1 protein-coding gene is annotated in these 1275 nt (G+C 55.5%); it reads left to right on the forward strand.

What is annotated here, in order from left to right; genetic code table 11:
* Positions 1-20 precede the first annotated feature (20 nt).
* On the forward strand, positions 21-1275 hold a 1255-nt coding region (locus HMPREF2967_RS12350; protein WP_198531056.1), incomplete at its 3' end, for a Rep family protein.

Below are 1275 nucleotides of genomic sequence, written 5' to 3' on the forward strand. Positions count from 1 at the left end.
CGTCACGGAGGTGCAGCAGAATGCTAAATCTCCCTAAAAGTGACGAACCTCACACGACGGAAGATGTAGCTTTAGCTTCGGAATCGGAGCCGCAGACCGTCAAGGCGTTGCCTGAATCGCTGCAACTCTTGCAACTCGTAGGCACGGACGAATGCCCTTATCGCCCTGGTGGAAAGTGGCACGGCCACGACAAGAAGAAGTTCAGCGTACTTTTCATTACGCAGCAAGCGTTTTACGACGGCTACGGCGACCTGCTCACGGAGGAGCGCATTAAAGAAGCGCTCGCGCCGAAGGGCATGACCGAATGGGCGTACATCAACCATGACCGCGACGCGTACACACCGAAGGACTTCAAGAGTAAGTACAAGCCGCCGAAGGGTGCCGCTGTCGGCGACAAGAAACCTGCTCATTGGCACATTGTCATTTTCTGCAAGTCGCGTAAATCGATTGCAGAGGTCGCGAAGGCGCTCGGCGTCCCGCCGCAGTACGTAGAGGGCAAGCCGCCTAGCGCGTTTCTGCCGCTCTGCAAGTACTTAACCCACGAAGACCCCGCTCAGGCGGATAAGGAGACTTACGACCGCAGCGAAGTCGTCACGAACGTCGCACGTCTTTGGGAGAAGGTCGACGAACACGAAGAAAACCGCAAGAAGACAAAGGTCGATGAAAAGGCCGTTTTTAAGCAGGTCTCTGACGGCGAACTAACCCTCGATGACGTACGCGAACAGTATCCCGGCATCTATGTCAAGAAAGGCAATTTGTCGCATATGCGCATCTTGCGGAACGACTACATCAGTCGTTTGGTGCCGCCCTCGAAGGTGATGAATTTCTACATCTGCGGTGACGGCGGTAAAGGCAAGGACGCCGCCGCTGTAGCCATTGCTAAGGCCCTCGCGGCACTGTTTGGCTGGCGGATCTTTAAGGTCGGCGCGGACAACGTCACGTTTGAAAATTACGACGGTGAAGAAATCATCATCTGGGAAGATAAACGGGCCGGTGCGTTTCTTCACGCCTGCGGCGGTCGCGGTGACGCTTTTCGCGTACTCGGCCCGTACCGCAAAGACACTGACCGCATGGTCGTGAACGTAAAGAACTCGAAGGTGACGCTGGCGAATCACGTAAACATCATTACGGCGGTCACGCCCTACAGAACGTTTATCGGCGGCCTCGCTGGCACCTACAAAGACCGTAACGGTGTAGAGCTGGAAGCCGAAGATGAAGGCCAGGCGTACCGCCGTATCCAAATTGTCATTGAAGTTGAACGCGGCAGCTACACCA

It is taken from the genome of Corynebacterium sp. HMSC059E07 (assembly GCF_001814395.1).
In the GTDB taxonomy this organism is placed as follows: Bacteria; Actinomycetota; Actinomycetes; order Mycobacteriales; family Mycobacteriaceae; genus Corynebacterium; species Corynebacterium hesseae.